The sequence below is a fragment of the Pseudarthrobacter sp. AB1 genome, from assembly GCF_014926485.1.
GTDB lineage: Bacteria > Actinomycetota > Actinomycetes > Actinomycetales > Micrococcaceae > Arthrobacter.
The window spans coordinates 11734-28248 of the sequence record NZ_PZKO01000015.1; the positions used below are offsets into that span (position 1 = coordinate 11734).

Annotated in this window: 14 protein-coding genes; 5 read left to right on the forward strand and 9 right to left on the reverse strand. The window is 62.7% G+C overall.

The features are described 5' to 3' along the window. Nucleotides 1–145: 145 nt before the first annotated feature. Nucleotides 146–1330: a glycosyltransferase gene (locus DAD99_RS04790; RefSeq protein ID WP_227007675.1), complete on the reverse strand. Its 1185-nt coding sequence runs from the start codon at nt 1328–1330 to the stop codon at nt 146–148. Between the two features lie 301 nt (nt 1331–1631). Here DAD99_RS04790 and DAD99_RS04795 point away from each other — a divergent pair, with 301 nt between their 5' ends. The 4 genes from DAD99_RS04795 (at nt 1632) to DAD99_RS04810 (ending at nt 6515) form a co-directional block, all read left to right on the forward strand. After that, nucleotides 1632–3092, forward strand: coding sequence for a sugar transferase (locus DAD99_RS04795; RefSeq protein ID WP_309233201.1), 1461 nt, complete (start codon nt 1632–1634; stop codon nt 3090–3092). A 93-nt stretch (nt 3093–3185) separates the two neighbouring features. After that, nucleotides 3186–5051, forward strand: a complete 1866-nt coding sequence (locus DAD99_RS04800) for a DUF4012 domain-containing protein (RefSeq protein WP_227007676.1) — start codon at nt 3186–3188, stop codon at nt 5049–5051. A gap of 177 nt (nt 5052–5228) precedes the next feature. Beyond that, the gene (locus DAD99_RS04805) at nt 5229–5822 is read left to right on the forward strand and encodes an LPXTG cell wall anchor domain-containing protein (protein ID WP_193340575.1); all 594 of its coding nucleotides are present in this window, start codon (nt 5229–5231) and stop codon (nt 5820–5822) included. Between the two features lie 309 nt (nt 5823–6131). Then, a complete protein-coding gene (locus DAD99_RS04810; RefSeq protein ID WP_193340576.1) occupies nt 6132–6515 on the forward strand; it encodes a VanZ family protein in 384 nt (127 codons plus the stop codon). A 37-nt stretch (nt 6516–6552) separates the two neighbouring features. On the opposite strand, the gene galU is transcribed toward DAD99_RS04810, so the two are convergent. From galU to paaA, 7 genes are all read right to left on the reverse strand, one after another. Then, nucleotides 6553–7443: a UTP--glucose-1-phosphate uridylyltransferase GalU gene (gene galU / locus DAD99_RS04815; RefSeq protein WP_193340577.1), complete on the reverse strand. Its 891-nt coding sequence runs from the start codon at nt 7441–7443 to the stop codon at nt 6553–6555. A 120-nt stretch (nt 7444–7563) separates the two neighbouring features. Further along, nucleotides 7564–8352, reverse strand: a complete 789-nt coding sequence (locus tag DAD99_RS04820; protein WP_193340578.1) for an enoyl-CoA hydratase/isomerase family protein — start codon at nt 8350–8352, stop codon at nt 7564–7566. Nucleotides 8353–8479: 127 nt separating this feature from the next. Next, nucleotides 8480–9721 carry a 1,2-phenylacetyl-CoA epoxidase subunit PaaE gene (gene paaE, locus DAD99_RS04825; protein ID WP_193340579.1) on the reverse strand — a complete coding sequence of 414 codons (1242 nt, stop codon included), beginning with the start codon at nt 9719–9721 and terminating at the stop codon, nt 8480–8482. Nucleotides 9722–9730: 9 nt separating this feature from the next. Further along, entirely contained in the window at nt 9731–10249 is a 519-nt protein-coding gene (gene paaD / locus DAD99_RS04830) for a 1,2-phenylacetyl-CoA epoxidase subunit PaaD (protein WP_193340580.1), read from the reverse strand. A gap of 5 nt (nt 10250–10254) precedes the next feature. Further along, nucleotides 10255–11112, reverse strand: coding sequence for a 1,2-phenylacetyl-CoA epoxidase subunit PaaC (paaC, locus tag DAD99_RS04835; protein WP_309233203.1), 858 nt, complete (start codon nt 11110–11112; stop codon nt 10255–10257). A gap of 50 nt (nt 11113–11162) precedes the next feature. After that, nucleotides 11163–11558 carry a 1,2-phenylacetyl-CoA epoxidase subunit PaaB gene (gene paaB / locus DAD99_RS04840; RefSeq protein ID WP_227007677.1) on the reverse strand — a complete coding sequence of 132 codons (396 nt, stop codon included), beginning with the start codon at nt 11556–11558 and terminating at the stop codon, nt 11163–11165. Then, entirely contained in the window at nt 11555–12532 is a 978-nt protein-coding gene (gene paaA, locus DAD99_RS04845; RefSeq protein ID WP_193340582.1) for a 1,2-phenylacetyl-CoA epoxidase subunit PaaA, read from the reverse strand. The genes paaB and paaA overlap by 4 nt, the downstream gene beginning before the upstream one ends. A gap of 279 nt (nt 12533–12811) precedes the next feature. Between paaA and DAD99_RS04850 the strand changes: the two genes are divergently transcribed. Continuing rightward, nucleotides 12812–13786 carry a hypothetical protein gene (locus DAD99_RS04850; RefSeq protein ID WP_193340583.1) on the forward strand — a complete coding sequence of 325 codons (975 nt, stop codon included), beginning with the start codon at nt 12812–12814 and terminating at the stop codon, nt 13784–13786. A gap of 92 nt (nt 13787–13878) precedes the next feature. Here DAD99_RS04850 and DAD99_RS04855 read toward each other — a convergent pair whose 3' ends face one another. Beyond that, the gene (locus DAD99_RS04855; protein WP_193340584.1) at nt 13879–16413 is read right to left on the reverse strand and encodes an AMP-binding protein; all 2535 of its coding nucleotides are present in this window, start codon (nt 16411–16413) and stop codon (nt 13879–13881) included. Nucleotides 16414–16515: the final 102 nt, after the last annotated feature.

The window sequence follows — 16515 nt, forward strand, 5'->3', positions numbered from 1 at the left end:
TGCCTGCCCCATAACGAGTTCGTCCAGAACCCAGCATCGAGGATGCTACCGTCGAGAAGATTCAGCCCATCGTTGTGGGCGCAGTCAGGCGCAGGGAACGAACCGCGACTCCGAAAGTCATTAGTGGCCGACTTGTGGCACTTCCCTACTCTGGTCCCGCTGCCTGGAAAGCCGTTTGCCTTTCAACCTTCTGAATGAACTCTCCTACCCATTCGTGAAGGCTATTCTCGAAGTTACTTCGAGAGAATCGTTCTACGTGCTCAGCAATAGCTGTTCGATCCAATGCCCGCGCGCGGATAATCGCATTCAATAGCGACTGATCATCATCCGGTACGAAGTGAGCACCAGTTAGTCCTTCCAAAACCGATTCGCTCGCACCGCCTATCGAGTTTGAAACGACAGGAGTTCCTGTTGCGATGGCCTCTACAGGCATAATCCCAAAGTCCTCTACTGGCGGAAAAATGAAGACTGCTGCTCTTTGGTACAAGGCTCGGAGCAAACTGTCCGATGGACTAAGAACGAAATGGACGCTGACTCTTGCTCTGGCCGCGAGGTCCCGCAGGCGCTGCTCTTCAGGTCCCGCACCAGCGATGACTACCGGCGTGTGTGTCAGGTCGCCGGCTCGAATAGCCAAATCCAGCCGCTTGTATGCGATGAAGCGGGACGCGCCCAGCACGAACTCGGAAGGCAGACCATCTAGAAGCAATTTTTCCGCTTCGCTCAAATAGATTGACCAATCGCGTACTCCCCGAATTTCTTCCACCGCAACTGGTGGATAAATCACCCGCGCATCCCGTCCCCAGTGCTTCAGGATTCGCCGACGGACGAACTCGCTGTTGGCAGCTATCCCAGCCGCTTCCTGAGCTCGTCGACGATCCAACGGTTTGAGCATGGCCGAAGCCGCCCTCGCCAGCAAACCCTCTCCGCGCTTATCGAAGTCGGGTTCCCAGATGTAACGAGCCGGCGTGTGGACATACAAGAGCTTTGGCGTTCCCGGAGCGACTGCCACATGGTGAGCAAATAGGTGAGTGCTGACGATGGCAATATCCCAGGTCTTCGCCCGTGCCTTGGTCATGCGCCACACAATCGGCATAAGCGGAAGCGACAGAACCTTACGCCCATTGAATGGGCGTAAGGAAAGCAACGTCTCCATCACGCGGCCCTGCCCGGGCACGGCAACACTTTGATCCCGCCAGAGGCACAGGAGATCGGCTCCACCGAAGGCCTGGCGGATGGCGTTGGCCACATTCTCCGAACCACCTATCGACGCAAACCATTCATGGACCACTAGAGCCCGTAACATTTCCGGTCGTCTGTTGTCGTCGGACATGCTCACCCATCCCCTCTTGGCCGCACAGCAAGCATCTTCCGCTGTTCCCATGAATATCTCACACATCATGCCTTGGCTTCCCATCGCTCTTCGGGTCCCGAGGACTCCACACCGAAGGATTGCTGACGAATGGGCATGCAGATGTTTGTCCCCATTGTCCCAGCAGTTCTCTGGTCCGATTGTTACTTGGTGAAGCCCCTAATCGGGTGACCCACCATTTTCAGTTCTTCGACCCTCGGACTGGCCTAGTAGCATTCGAATCGGACATCGAACACTTCAGTGTGGGGGAAGAGTGGGAGCAGTGCACGAAACCATAGTGCGAAGAACGCTGGGGCGCGACGAGTGGCGACGCAAATATGCCGTACGCCTTCGGATATTCGATGGAGCGGTCATTATTTGGGCGGTAGCGGGAGCCTTCGGCGTCCGCTTCGGCTTTGCCGACATTGGGGAGGGCCAGATCCGGGATGTCGACTACTTACTCCTCTCTGTACTACTGGCATCGGCTTGGTGGATCATGCTCGGCGTTTGGGGATCTCGCGAATCCAAAGTTCTAGGATCCGGGGCTGAAGAATACAAGCGCATCGTCGCAGCCTCTGTATGGCTGTTTGGTTTCACCGCAGTGGTCTCGTACGCGCTTCGGATCGACACCGCCCGCGGATTTGTTGGACTCGCATTCCCAGCCGGCGTATTCGGCCTCGTCGTCGCCAGATGGCTGGTCCGACAACACCTAAGCCTGGAAAGGAAGCACGGTCGAAGTGCTTCTCGTGTCCTAATCATTGGCGGACCCCATTCGGCTGCCCACCTGGTTCATTCGCTCAGAAGTGCACCTTCCGCTGGGTACCTTCCGGTAGCGGCACACTTGCCCGGGGGGATCCAGTCCGGGTATTTGCACGGAACGGATGTCCCCATAACGGGTGTCGAGCCAGATTTTGAATCAATATTCTCGGTGATACTCGATAACCACGTGGACGCCGTAGCGATCTCTGCTGGGGTCAACCTGCATCCGCATGATCTTCGACGTCTTGGTTGGGAGCTAGCTGCCCGAGATATTGGAATGATTCTGGCTCCGGCACTGACAGATGTCGCAGGACCCCGCATTCACACGCAACCTGTTGCGGGGCTTCCACTAATTCATGTGTCCACGCCCAAGCTGACCGGCGGCAAAAAGGTGGCTAAGCGGGCTTTCGACATCGCCACTGCAGGAACGCTTGTATTATTGCTGAGTCCCGTATTTCTCCTACTTGCAATTCTGGTTTGGCTTACGAGCCAAGGTCCTGTTTTCTACCGGCAGGAGCGAATAGGTCTTCGTGGAACAACGTTTGGGATGCTGAAGTTCAGGTCGATGAAGGTGAATGCTGATTCTGAATTGCGCGCCTTACTTCAGGCTCAGGGATCCAGCGGCAGTCCGCTATTTAAGATTGACAACGACCCTCGTATAACGGGCATTGGGCGCGTACTCCGAAAGTACTCGTTGGACGAGCTGCCTCAGCTCCTGAATGTTTTGGGTGGCAGCATGAGTTTGGTTGGACCTCGCCCTCAACGTGAAGGTGAAGTTGCCCTCTACGACGACGATGCCCAACGTCGGCTCTACGTTAGCCCGGGCATGAGCGGACTCTGGCAGGTCAGTGGGCGCTCCAATCTCAGCTGGGAAGAGAGCATCAGGTTGGACCTTTACTACGTCGAAAACTGGTCCTTCACGGGCGATCTCGTAATCCTCATGAAGACCTTTAGAGCTGTATTCGCCAGTACCGGGGCGGTCTAAAATTCTGGGGCAGCGGAGGCCACGTATCCCGCTGACACCCCGTGAAAGCTACTGCGGGCGCGCGAAAAGCCCGGATAGAGGACTTAACAAGCTATGAACGATAGGCCCGCAATGTTCCGCGCCGCAGTAGCGACACCGCTCTCTGGCGACCGTCGTTTACGTTGGACCAAGGCCACTCAGCGAGTGATACTGGTTACGGTGATCGGTCTCGCTTTCGCGTTGGCTGGCTCAGCATGGTGGCTGGGTGCTAAGGCAACGACAGTCAAGGAGGAACTCGAACAGGCCATCGGTCTTGTTCCGCAATTGCAATCCGAAATCTTAGACGGACGTTCGGATGCAGCCGCCACCACGGCGAAGAGGCTGGGCTTACACACGGCCGCCGCAAGAAATGCAACCGAAGACCCGATCTGGACTTTGGCCTCTGCTGTCCCCTTGCTCGGAGACAACTTGTCCGCGGTTGCTGAAGTCGCTCGATCAGCCGATGACGTGTCCGTCCTAGCCGTGACACCTCTTGTGAGGGTCTCTGATTCATTGAGTTGGGACACGTTACTACTCGGAGGATCACGCGCTGACCTCAATTCCTTGCGAGAGGCGTCGCCGTCTGTGATGTCGGCGGCGCACGCGGTCCGAGTCTCCGCTCAGCGACTCAACGGGATAGACGCTAGCCTGCTGCTGCCTCAAGTGTCAGAACCGCTGGTTATCGCACGAGAGCAGCTCATGTCAGTTACGGGTGCCCTCGATGCCTCGGCGGCCGCGTCGCAGCTAGCACCTGGAATGTTGGGGGGCGAAGGCTCGCGCAACTATTTGCTCATCATTCAGAACAATGCCGAGAGTCGCGCCTCTGGCGGTATACCCGGGGCTCTCGCCGTACTAACCTTCGACAAGGGCAAGCTGGCTCTCGGCTCACAAAGCAGTGCTGCGGATGTCGGAATCATGTCGCCGATAGTTACGTTAGACCTTGAGCAGCAACAGATCTACTCCGGGCGCATGGGCAAGTTCATGCAGGACGTGAACCTAACGCCTGACTTCCCTACAGCGGCCAGCACCGCTCAGGCAATGTGGGAGAGGAAGACCGGGCAGCGTGTTGACGGCGTAATTTCGATTGACCCAGTGGCAATGGGCTACATCCTGGATGCCACGGGCCCCGTGGAGATCACGGATTCCGAGCTCGTGGCACTCGCATCCGTGGGCTTGCCCACGGAGCTGACGGGCAAGAACGTCGTCCAGACCTTGCTCTCGGACGTCTACGCCAAGATCAACCAGCCCGCCCTCCAGGACGTATATTTCGCCGGGGTCGCACAAGAGATCTTTGCTGCGCTGTCAGACAGCAAAGGAAATGCGAAGGGCCTGATCCACGGGCTCACCCGCGGTACGTCGGAGGGCCGAGTTCTGATCTGGTCCGGACTCCCAGCAGAACAGACTGTTCTAGCCAAGTACGCAGTGAGCGGATCGGTAAGCGGCCCCAGCGTTGCACCCGCGCAGTTCGGCGTCTACTTCAATGACGGAACTGGAGCCAAGATGGACTATTACGTCAAACGCACAGTCCAACTAATCAAGGAATGCGCCAGGGAGGGCTACCAACAGACTACGGTTCGCGTCACAAGCACCAATGTGGCACCGGCGGACGCGGCGACTTCCTTGCCGGCCTACGTCACGGGTGGAGGGGTCTTTGGGGTGCCTGCCGGATCAGTACAAACCAACATCGTGGCGTACGGGCCGGTTCAGGCGAATATGGAAACGGCTAAATTGGACGGGCAAAGAACCGATTTCGCTGCCCACCGGCACGCCAATAGGCCTGTTGGAGTACTGGCCGTCAAGCTAGCGCCCGGTGAAAGCAAAACCGTGGAGTTTACCTTCGGGAAGATTGTCCAGCACACGGAACCTAACCTGGTTGTCACACCCACGGTGCAAGCTGTCAAAGACGTGATCCTGCCGACACAAACCTTGGCGTGCGGCTAGCGGGGATGGCTGGCGCGTTAACACTATGTAAACCATCTTGATTGCATTGCTCACAGCTCAACACAAGTGGTAACGTCTTTTTGGGATATATATCCGGGATTTTCGCACAGGTCTCGTGCGGAGAGGAACCTCCTCAATCGGGTACACCAAAAACTTTACGTCTCCGGGGGGACACTAATGAAAAAAATACTCGCAGCACTCGCACTTGCCGGCTCCATCGCCTTGATCGGCTCGGCACCCGCCATGGCAACCACGTATCCGGCCCTTCCGCCGCAGGCCGCCGTTTCTGACGGCACCGTTGGTCCGGGCGAGCAGTTCGTCTTCCGCGGCCAGGGCATGTTCGCCGGCGAATCACTGACCATCACCGTGACACCGGGCAACCCGCCCGCAGCCGGCGGTGCCACGATTGGCGCCACCTCGGTTTCGGCAAAGATCCCGGTGTTCTTGGCGCCCCAGACCTTCGCCGCCACCGCTGATGCGCAGGGCGCGTTCGCGTTCCCGCTCACCATCGCCACGTCCGGAACCTACTCCGTCACGGCAACGGGTAACACCTCTGGCATCACTGTTGGCCCCGTCACGGTTGTTGTCGACCCGAGCTTCGCCAGCAACGGCGCAGCACTCGCCAACACCGGCGGCGGCGCAGCACTCGCCAACACCGGCGCCGACTCAGGCCTGATCCTGTGGACCCTGGTGGGCGCAGGCGCGCTGGCCGCCGGCGCAGCATCGGTAGTTGTAGTTCGCCGCCGCGCCAAGACCGAGGCCGCAGCGTAACCGCAGCACTTCACAAGCACCAAAGAGGGTGGGTGGCTCTCCGGGAAACCGGAGAACCACCCACCCTCTGCCTTTAACTGTTCACACGTGTGGTATCTATAAGAGTTATGGGGAGACATTGGCGCAGATCACGACCACGGTTCGACTTCTCTGTACCCCTCCCCCGCCCCGAGTCGCTCCCATACGTACTCTTGGCGCTCTTGACTGCAGCCGCCCTCGGAACCGCTGCCCTCGCCCTGCTGAAAACCACCTGAGAGCCCTTTGAGAGGCCCAACGAACCCGAGGCTCTGGCGCACTTTGCTGGTAGCCATGCTGGTGCCGCTGGCCCTGGTGGCATTCTGGCCCAGCCCCGTCGATCAACCTCTGCAGGGTCAGCTCACTAGCGTCCTGAAATTCCTACACACCCACGGAATTCCTGCGTGGTTCAATTACCACTTCGTCGAAGCCTCCGCCAATGTAGCGCTCTTCATTCCGGTCGGCTCGGTAGCTGCCCTGGCATATCCCAGAATCCCGTGGTGGCAGATCGGATTTTTTGGACTGGTAATCTCCGGCTGCATCGAACTGGGCCAGCTGCTGTTTCTTCACAGCCGGTTCGCGAGTGCGCTGGATCTTGTCACAAACACTGGAGGGGCCGTCATTGGCGCTCTCTTGGTCGCTGTGGCCATTAAATGTCTACAGGCCCGCCGCTGGTAAGCGGCGGGCCCGTAGGGCGTTACAGAAGCATCAGGACTTAGCCAACGAAGGCCTTCAGCCACGTCTTCAAGTCCTCGCCGAACTCCACGCGCTCGGAAGCCAGCGTGATGACTGCCTTGAGGTAGCTCAGCTTGTCGCCGGTATCGAAGCGCCGGCCCTTGAAGACCACGCCGTACACGCCCGAGCCTTCGCCCTCACCGGCAGCCAGAGTCTGGAGGGCATCCGTCAGCTGAATTTCTCCGCCGCGGCCAGGCTCTGTGTTCTCCAGGACGCCGAACACCGAGGGGTGAAGCACGTACCGGCCGATGACGGCCAGGTTGGACGGCGCCTCGCCGGCAGCCGGTTTCTCCACCAGACTGTTGACGCGGACAAAGTCCTCGCCCTCGATGGCAGTGATGTCTGCACAGCCGTAAGCGCTGATCTCTGAGGGGTCCACCTCGATGAGGGCGATTACCGATCCACCGGTCTTCTGCTGCACCTCGATCATGGTGGTCAGGAGGGACTCGGCCTCATCGATGAGGTCGTCGCCCAGCAGTACAGCAAAGGGCTCGTCGCCCACGTGCTGACGCGCACAGAGCACAGCATGGCCCAAACCCTTGGCTTCGCCCTGGCGGACGTAGTGGATGGGGCCCAAGTCGGACGCCTCATGCACCAGGTCCAGGCGACCCTGATCGCCCTTCAGCTCCAGCGCGCGCTCCAGGCCGGGTTCACGGTCGAAGTGGTCCTCAAGGGCACGCTTGCTGCGCCCCGTGATCATCAAAATGTCGTCGAGGCCGGCCTTGACGGCTTCCTCAACGACGTACTGGATGGCCGGGCGGTCAACCACCGGCAACATTTCCTTCGGCATCGCCTTGGTTGCAGGCAGGAAGCGCGTCCCCAGGCCGGCAGCAGGAATGACGGCTTTTGTAATAGATTTCCCCATAGTCATAGGTGCACCTTACAAATCGTTGGCAAAAAAGCGCAATTTGATTTCGACAGGCTCAATCACCGGGCCTGGGTTTCGGGCCCGCTCAATCACCGGGCCTGGGTTTCGACGGTTTCGACAAGCTCAACCACCGATGCCGGTGAACTTTGGCTCTCGCTTCTCCTGGAAGGCACGGAAACCCTCGGCGTAGTCCGCGCTCTTGCAGAGCCGCGCCTGCTCGGCGTTTTCCTCGGCCATTGCCTCCCACAGTCCCAGCCGCTGGTCGCGGATGTGCGCCACCAGCTCCTTGCTCGCAGAGAAGGCGCCTGTCGCTCCCGTGGCAACCCTCGACACAATTTCCCTGCTATTGGGCAACAGTTCATCCGCCGGCATGGCCCGGCTGAACATCCCCTGCGCCACGGCCTCTGTCCCCGATATGAGCTCGGCAGTGTAGATCAGGTCCAGCGTCCGGTGCATGCCCAGCCGCTCCGTGAAGTACCAGTGCCCACCCGAATCCAGCGTGGCCCCCAGCTTGGCAAACGGCGAGCCGAACTTCGCATTCTCCGCCACATACACCACGTCCGTGGCCAGCAGCAGACCCAACCCCACACCAAGGCAGGCACCGTGCGCAGCGGCGAACGTCGGCGCCGGGAACGCGCTCATCTTCTGCAGCAACGGCTGCACCAGCCCGCCCAGGTACGCTTCGGCGTCGTCCGTTTCCGGCGTGACGTTCGAAATGTCCCGGCCCGCGCAGAACGCGCGGCCCTCTCCCCTGAGCAGCAGCGCCCGCACCTCACCGCGCGAGGCGGCGGCAGCAGCGTCGTCGTACGCCTGTGCTAAATCCGCGAGCGCCTGCTCGTCGAGTGAGTTCAGCTTGTACGGCGCGTCCAGGACGATTTCGGCGACGTTGTTGGCGATGGAGAGGGAGATCATGTCTTCTCAATTCTGTCAGTACTGGGTTTCGACAAGCTCAACCACCGGACGTTGGCTCAATCACCGAGGGGTTTCGACGGTTTCGACGGTTTCGACAAGCTCAACCACCGAGACCACCGGGGCCTCGTTAGACGTCGAAGTCGACTGTTACGTCTTTGCTGGTGGGGTGGCTCTGGCAGGTCAGGACGTACCCCTTGTCCAGTTCATCCTGCTCCAGCGCGTAATTCTCGTCCATGGTCACGGTGCCGGTGACCAGTTTGGCGCGGCACGTGCCGCACACTCCCCCGGCGCACGCGAACGGCACGTCCGGCCGGACCCGCAGCGCGGCGTTCAGGATGGACTCGCGGGCGTGTGTAGGGCTGGCCACCTCGCCCTGCAGGCCGTCCAGCTTAAACGTGATCTTGTACGTCTCCTTTGACTCGTCCACCACCACGGGACGGCCGGCGTTGCCTTCCGGGCGGTCCGGCTTCCCGCTCGTGAACAGTTCGAACCGCACGTGCTCCGGCTTCACCCCGCGCTCGGCCAGGGTGTCCCGGCACAGCTGCACCAGCTCGAACGGCCCGCACAGGAACCACTCATCCACATCGTCCGCGTGGATGGCGGTGCCGAGGAGCTGCTGGAGCTTCCCGGCGTCGATCCGCCCACTGAGCAGCGGCGCGATCCGCTGCTCGCGGGAGAGCACGTGGTGGATGGCCAGCCGCTGCGGGTACCTGTCCTTCAGGTCCGCCAGCTCCTCCAGGAACATCACGTCCATGGCGGCCTTGTTGGCGTAGATCAGGTCGAAGCGGGTCTCCGGGTTGGCGGCCAGCAGCGTGCGGGCGATCGCGATCACCGGGGTGATGCCGGACCCCGCCGCGATGGCCACGAAGCTGCCTCCCCCAATGGAGGCAGTTTCCCCCGCGAGCTCCTCCGGGTGGTTCATGGAATTCATGACGTTCTGCTCCACAGCCTTGCCGTCCCGGCCGTGCTTGGACACAAACGCGCCCATGGGGCTCATGACCTCCAGAGTGTCCCCCGCCTTCAGCTCCGCGTTGGCCCACGTGGAGAACAGCCCGCCCAGGTCCTGCTTCACGGCCACCCGGATCTCGCTGCTGCCGTCCGGGAAGCTGCGCGGCTCGGCACAGATGGAGTAGCTGCGCCGCACCTCATGCGGCTCACCGTTCTCATCCGCCAGCGTGGTGCGCAGGGCCACGTACTGGCCGGGCAGGTAGTCGAACTGGCCGGCGAGCTCTTCGGGGACGCCGAAGGTCACCTCGATGGCGTCCTCGGTCAGCCGGCGCACCTCCGCGACGGTGAGGGTGTGGAAGGACGGACGACGGCGGCCGCTGGCTAGCGCCGATTCGGCGGCGGTCTGGCGCACAACAGGCATGGGGCTTCCTTACAGGACTTTGAAGTAGTCGAACGGTTCCAGGCAGTCCTTGCAGACGTACAGCGCCTTGCAGGACGTGGAGCCGAACCGGGTGAGCTCCTTGGTGTTCAGGGACGAGCACTGCGGGCACTTCACGGCCATCTGCAGGCGGACGGGGCCGTGGTGGCCGCCGGCTGCTGCCATGCCCGACGGCGGGGCGATGCCGTACTCCTTGAGCTTCTGTTTTCCGGCGTCCGTCATCCAATCCGTGGTCCAGGCCGGGGCGAGCACCAGGTCCACCTCTGCTGTGTAGCCCTCCTTGGCGAAGGCTGTCTTCAGGTCGTCGCGGATGGCGTCCATGGCCGGGCAACCCGAGTACGTGGGGGTGATGGTGACCGTGACGTTGTTGTCTTTTATTTCCACGCTGCGCAGGATGCCCAGATCCGCGATGGTGAGCACGGGGATTTCCGGATCGCAGACCGTGGCGGCGATGTCCCACGCCTGCTGCCGGGGCGTCAGGGTCCGCGTTTCGAAGTCCGAGATGTACATGGCGGTCACCAGCTCGCGCCGGGATACTCACGGGCCAGCACCTGCATCTCCGCGAGCAGGTAGCCCAGGTGCTCGGAGTGCTGGCCCTGCCGGCCGCCGCCCGGGGCCGCCGCTACGTCCGGCACCTCCAGCTCGGCTTCTTCGAGGATCTCCCCGGTCAGGCGATCAAAGTCGGCTTTCAACGCTGAAGGCTCGACGGCGGCGCCCGTTTCAGCCAGGCGGTTGGTCAGCTCGTCGTCCGCGAAGAGCTCCGCGACGTAGGGCCACATCTGCTGCAGGCCCCGGATCATCCGTGCACGGGATTCGTCGGTGCCGCCGGCCAGGCGCAGGACCCACTGGGCGCTGTGGTCCCGGTGGTAGTCCACTTCCTTCACGGCCTTGGCGGCGATGGCGGCAAGTGTGGCGTCCGTTGATTGCGTGAGCCGGCGGTAGAGCTCGAACTGGTAATAGCTCACCACGAACTGCCGGGCGATCGTCGCCGCGAAGTCGCCGTTGGGCTGCTCAAAGATCGCGGCCGACCGGAACTCATGCTCACGACGGAAGTACGCCAACTCGTCCTCGGTCTTGACGGTGCCGTCCTGCCCCAAGCAGGCGCCCGCGTAGGTGAGGAAGCTTCGGGCGTGGCCCAGCTGGTCCAGGGCGATGTTGCCCAGGGCCACGTCCTCCTCCAACTCGGGGCCGCGGGAGATCCAGTGGCCCAGGCGCTGCGCGAGGATCAGGCCGTCGTCCCCCAGGCGCAGCGCGTACTCGGCCACGTCCTCGGTGGGCTTGGCCAGGCCGGTGCGGACCTCAAGTGCGATGTCCTCCGGGCGCAGCGCGTTGCCGGGCGTGATGCGGGTGGCGCTGTCCGTGCCAGGGGCCACGCCGGCGAGGGACCCGCTGCGAGCTTGCGAGCTGTGGGAGCCGGTGGGGATCACAGGTGCTTCACTCCCTCGCTCTTGGTGTAGTACGTGGCGTGCCGGTAGTCCTTGCCCTGCGGGGACTCAAAGAAGGAGCCCTTGGAGTCGGGATCGCTGGCGGCAATGGCGTCGGCCGGGACCACCCAGATGGACACACCCTCGTTGCGGCGGGTGTAGAGGTCGCGGGCGTTGCGCAGGGCCATGGCGGCATCCGGCGCGTGCAGGGACCCGGCATGGACGTGGGACAGGCCGCGGCTGGACCGGACGAACACCTCCCAGAGGCCCCATCCGGTGGTTGAGCTTGTCGAAACCTCCGGGCGCCGGATTTCGACAGGCTCAATCACCGGCTCTCCCCCGTTGGTTGACGGGATTTCGACAGGCTCAATCACCGGATTGTTTGCGTCGCTCATGCTGCCATTTCCTTCGTCTTTGCTGACTGTTTTGCTGCATAAGCGGCCGCTGCGTCGCGGACCCAGGCGCCGTCGTCGTGCGCTTCCCTCCGGCGCTCCAGGCGCTGGGCGTTGCAGGGGCCGCGGCCAGCGAGGACTTCGTGGAACTCGTCCCAGTCCAGCGGGCCGTGCTCCCACTTTTTGGTGTCCTCGTTGAAGCGGATCTCGCTGTCCGGGAGGGTCAGGCCCAGTACGCGGACCTGTTCCACCATCATTCCCACGAAGCGGCTGCGGAGTTCGTCGTTGCTGAAGCGCTTGATGTTCCAGGCCATGGACTGCTTGGAGTTGGGCGAATCGTCGTCCGGCGGGCCGAACATCATCAGCGCCGGGGCGTACCAGCGGTCCACGGCGTCTTGGGCCATCTGCTTCTGCTCCGGGGTGCCGTGGGCGAGCTCCAGCAGGATCTCGAAGCCCTGGCGCTGGTGGAACGATTCCTCCTTGCAGACGCGCACCATGGCGCGGCCGTAGGGGCCGTAGGAGGCGCGGCACAGCGGCACCTGGTTGCAGATGGCGGCGCCGTCCACCAGCCAGCCGATGGCACCCATGTCCGCCCAGGTCCGGGCCGGGTAGTTGAAGATGGACGAGTAGCGTGCCTTGCCGGCGATGAGGTCCGCCATCATCTTGTCCCGGCTTTGGCCGAGCGTCTCCGCGGCGGAGTACAGGTAGAGCCCGTGGCCGGCCTCGTCCTGGACCTTTGCCATCAGGATGGCCTTGCGCTTCAGGCTCGGGGCGCGGGAGATCCAGTTGGCTTCCGGCTGCATCCCGATGATCTCCGAGTGGGCATGCTGGGAAATCTGGCGCAGCAGGGTCTTGCGGTAGGCGTCCGGCATCCAGTCTTTTGGTTCAATGCGGGAATCCTCGGCCATGACGCGGTCAAAGTTGGCCTGACCGTCTGCTTCTTGGCTGTCCGCGTTGCGCGGGGCGTTGGCTTCCATGGTTGCTCCTATGCACCTGCCTGGATTTGGTCCGATTTATTTACCGACCGTTCGTTCAGGATATGCGGAGGACGCGGAGGGCGTCAAGGAGCGGGCCTGCTGTTGCTGGCGACGCGCATACCCCTTGCCGACTCGCACATTCCCTGACGCGGCCCATATTTCGTGCGCGTCAGAGCATATGCGGGTCGAGAGTTGTGGTGCGCGTCGCCCGTAGGTTGGTTTTCCACATGGCGGCGGCTTGATCTGTCGCACAAGGCGCGCAACTGGCATCCTCGGTACATGACCGACCTTCCACCGCTTCTCTTGGCCCGCGACCGCATCGAGCACGGACTGACCGTCAAGGACCTCGCCAAGGGCGTAAAGGCCGGTTCGCTTGTCCGGATCCGGCACGGCGTCTATACCGACGGCCCCGCGTGGACACGACTGAAGCCGTGGGAGCAATACAGGCTCCGCATCAGCGCGGCGGCGGAAACCTTCGAGCGTCCCACCGTTTTCGCCCGACATTCCGCAGCTTCTGTCTGGAGCATTCCCACTATTGGCCTGCCCCATGCAGTCCACGCCCTGACGATGAAGAACGACGGCGGCCGGTCCCGCGCCGGAGTTGTCCGCCACTTCGCTGATCCATCGGCTCTGGCAGTGATCCAGCGGGAGGGCCTGCTCGTCACCGGCCGCATCCGCACCGTCCTCGATCTGGCCGCATTTACGCCGTTCACGGAGGCGGCGGCGCCGCTGGACCATGTGCTGAAACCGGACCGCGCCCTGCGACTACGGGCCGTCACCAAGGATGAGTTGATGGCGAGCATCGGCACGAACTACTCCGCGGCGGCCGGGCGAAGGATACTGGCCGCCCTGGCCTTCGCGGACCCTTTGTCCGGTTCGGCAGGAGAGTCCTACAGCCGCGCACTGATCCAGGTGGCCGGTTTCGAAACCCCGGTCCTGCAGCAAGCCATCCACGACAAGGACGGACTTGTTGGCTATGCCGACTTCTACTGGAAGCTGGCCAAAGTGGTGGGCGAATTCGATGGCGTGGAGAAGTACGTCAAACCGGAGTTCCTCAAAGGCAGGACAGCCTCGCAGGCCGTGGTGGAGGAAAAGAAGCGCGAGAACCGGGTCCGGGCCACGGGGTTCAACGTGGTGAGGTGGGACTGGGCCGATCTGATGGAACCCGGGAAGCTGGAACGCAAGCTGGCAGCGGCCGGCGTGCCCCGCCGTCGTACGCGTTCTGCGGAATTCGACGCGCTAAAGTCCCCGTGACGCGCCTCTGCCGTGGCGACGCCCGTATACCGGTGTCGCCAGGGCATTTGCGTAGCGCCAACCATTTTGCGCGTCGCCGGGCCGTCTGCGCGTCACCGGGCGGACACGACCCACCTTCCAGCGCGGCCGATGACTGCCGGCGCATGGTTGCAGAGTGCCCAGTACGCCGAGCCTGCGGCCAGTGAGGCCACCACGGCGAGGGCGGGGCTGAGCTCAACCACCAGGGGGTAGACCAGCCAATGCACCAGGTAGATGTGCAGGGACGCGCCGGCCAGCAGAACCGTGAGGCGCCGCAGCCCTGCCGGGACGGGAATGCTGGGCAGCCACAGGAGCAGGAGGATCCCGGCAATGACCGTCAGTTCACGGTAAGGGTTGTCGAAAAATCCCGGGATGGTCACAGCGGCCACGAGGCTCAGGCCGCATCGCTGAAGGACGTGGCGGGCCCGGGCAACCGCCCATCCCAAAGCGAAGAGCCAAAGCGCCGGCGTGGTGTGCGGAATTCCCGGCTCAAAAAGCTCATACCGGGTGAGCAGTCCGGCGGCGAGCAGTGCAAGCGGAAAGAGGAAAGGAAGGCGCTTTTCGGCCCGGCTGACCCAGGGCAGGGCGAGTAATGCCGTCATGCTGACCAGCAGGTAGACGAGCACTTCGACGAACCAGAAATGCCACTGCGTGGTCACCTCCTCGGGTCCGATAATCGCGTTGAGCAGGACGATATTCGCGAGGCTGTACTTGTCCGTGACAAGGTAGGCGAAGCCGATGAAGGCCACGCTGGGGATGATGATCCTGGCCAGGCTGGCTGCCTGTTTTCGCAGGCGGGGCACACGCTCCCCGGCAAGCTGGAACCGGGCAAAGTTGAACCCCGCCACGGCCATCAGCACGTGGGCGGCACCCTGCCAGTGCAGGAATCCGATATGGGTACTGACAATCAGGAAAATCGCGGCCGCCCGCAACACGATGCTGGTTTCAAGCCGGGCGAACACGCGGCGCCGCTTCCGCGTCCGTGGCTGCTCAAGGCGGGCCCCCAGCACTCCCACCGGGGTGATGTGCCAGTCCGTTGGCAAGTGTCCCAATGCCTGCTCGAGCCGCACCGACGCTGCCACATACGACAGGGAGTCCCCGCCGAGCGAAACGAACGTGTCGCCGTCGGAAATGTCTTCCAGCTCCAGCGTGTCCTCAAAAATGCGCACCACACTGTCCCTCGGGCCCGCTCCGGAGTTCGTGCTGGATGCCGGGTCCCGAACTGCGGGGCCGCCCTGTTGGGAGAGCGCCAGGACGGCAGGGTAGTCCGGCTTGCCGGACGCCAGCCGCGGGAGTTCCTGCACCGCGTGGACTTCCAGGGCAGCGCGCGGCAGGCCGATGCCCTGGGCGAGGAGTTTACCCACCAGCGCCGGGTCGTGTTCACCTTCGACGGCGACCACGAGCCCCAGGTCAGTGCCGGCACTCGCAGCCTGAATGCCAAGATCGGCAAGGATCCGTTCCACCTGTCCAAGGTCGACGCGAAGACCCACGATCTTGACGAACCGGCTGCGCCTTCCGACCACCTCGTACAATCCGTCCGCGTTCAGGCGGGCCAGGTCCCCGGTGCGGAGTTCATCCACCGTCCGCCCGAGGCCCAGGTCCTCCGGCGTCCCGGCGTATCCCAGCATCACGTTGGGCCCGGAATAGACCAGCTCCCCATCCTCCAGTCCAGGGACCGGGTCGATCCGGAAGGCCCCGCCCGGGACCGGGATTCCGATGGCGCCGGGCGACGCGCCTGCCAGCCGCGGCGGGAGGTACGCCATGCGCGCGGTGGCCTCCGTCTGGCCGTACATCACAACGAGGTCCCAGCCGCTCCGTGCACCCAGTTCGGCGTATCGCCGGACCAGGTCAGGGCCGAGCCTGCCGCCGGCCTGCGTGACATACCTGAGCGTGGGCAGATTCATTGCCGCGAAGCCCACCCGTTCGAGCAGATCGAAAGTATAGGGAACGGCCGCGAATGACGTGGCCCCCTCGCGGCGGAACAAATCCCAGAAGCAGGGGTCCACCACGGACAGATCCGTCAGGACCAGGCTGGCGCCACGCAACAGGTGGCTGTTGATCACTGACAGTCCATAACAGTAGGACATGGGCAGCGTGGTCATTGCCCGGTCATCTCCGGTGATGCCGAGGTATTCCGCGATGGATTCCGCGTTGGCGTGCAGGTTTTGATAGGACAGCCGCACGAGCTTCGGTGAGCCGGTGGACCCTGAGGTGCTCAGCAGAAGCGCCAGGTCCGGGTGCAGAGTGTGTCCGGTGCCAGGTCTGCGCTCCTCCAGGACCATCTGGCCGTTCGCGGAACGAAGGACAACGTCCGGATCATAGGCCGCGACGAGGGACTCCAGGGCAGCAGGCTTGTCCGCGGGCAGGAGGATCAGCGGATGACCGGCAGCCATGGCCGCCAAATACCCCACCAGCGAGTCGACGTCGTTACCGGCCGTTAGGGCCACCAGCCGGCGTTCGGTCCCGAGGCGCCGGCCAAGCTCCCCAACACGGTCAGCCAGTTCCCGGTACGTCAGGACACCACTGCTGGTGGCAACGGCAGTCCTGTCACCGTTGTCCGCAAGGTTGGCGGCAAAGTGCAGGCGTTGAAGGTCAAGTTGGGTGCTCATAGCGTGTGGTCCATAGGGCGTCTTCGGGGAGATTAGGGGAACCTAACTCGAAAACAGTACACCGGGCCTTGGTGAATTAAGAAACCAAAGTGTGCCGTATTT